1 protein-coding gene is annotated in these 342 nt (G+C 49.1%); it reads right to left on the bottom strand.

Annotated features, from left to right (window positions below):
• Positions 1–16 precede the first annotated feature (16 nt).
• A partial coding sequence (locus NR112_RS23325; RefSeq protein WP_256796477.1) for a hypothetical protein occupies positions 17–342 on the bottom strand: 326 nt, incomplete at its 5' end.

The raw sequence follows: 342 nt of genomic DNA, 5'->3' as shown, positions 1-342 counted from the left end.
TTCATTTCTTCTCTTTTTATCCTTCTCTTTCCTTTTCCTCTCCCCTCTCTTTCTCTTCCTCTTTCTCTCCTCCCTTCTTCCCCTCCTTCTTTCTCTCTCTCTTCTTCTTCCCCTCCCCTTCCCCTTCCCTCTCTTCTCTCTCCCTTCTCTCTTCCTCTCCCTCCCTCTCCTCTTCTCCTCTTTCTTCTTTCCCCTCCCCCCTCTTTCTTTCCTCTTTCTTCTTCTTCTTCCTCTTCTCCTTCCTTCTTCTTCTTTCCTTCCTCTCCCCCTTCTCCCTCTCCTTCCTCTCCTTCCTCTCCTCTTTTCTCTCTCCCTTCCCCCCCTTTCTTCTTCTTCTCTTTC

The organism is Terrabacter sp. Ter38, from assembly GCF_024519435.1.
In the GTDB taxonomy this organism is placed as follows: Bacteria; Actinomycetota; Actinomycetes; order Actinomycetales; family Dermatophilaceae; genus Terrabacter.
The sequence above is the reverse complement of the archived record's forward strand: the minus strand, read 5'-3'. Positions and strand labels throughout refer to the sequence as shown.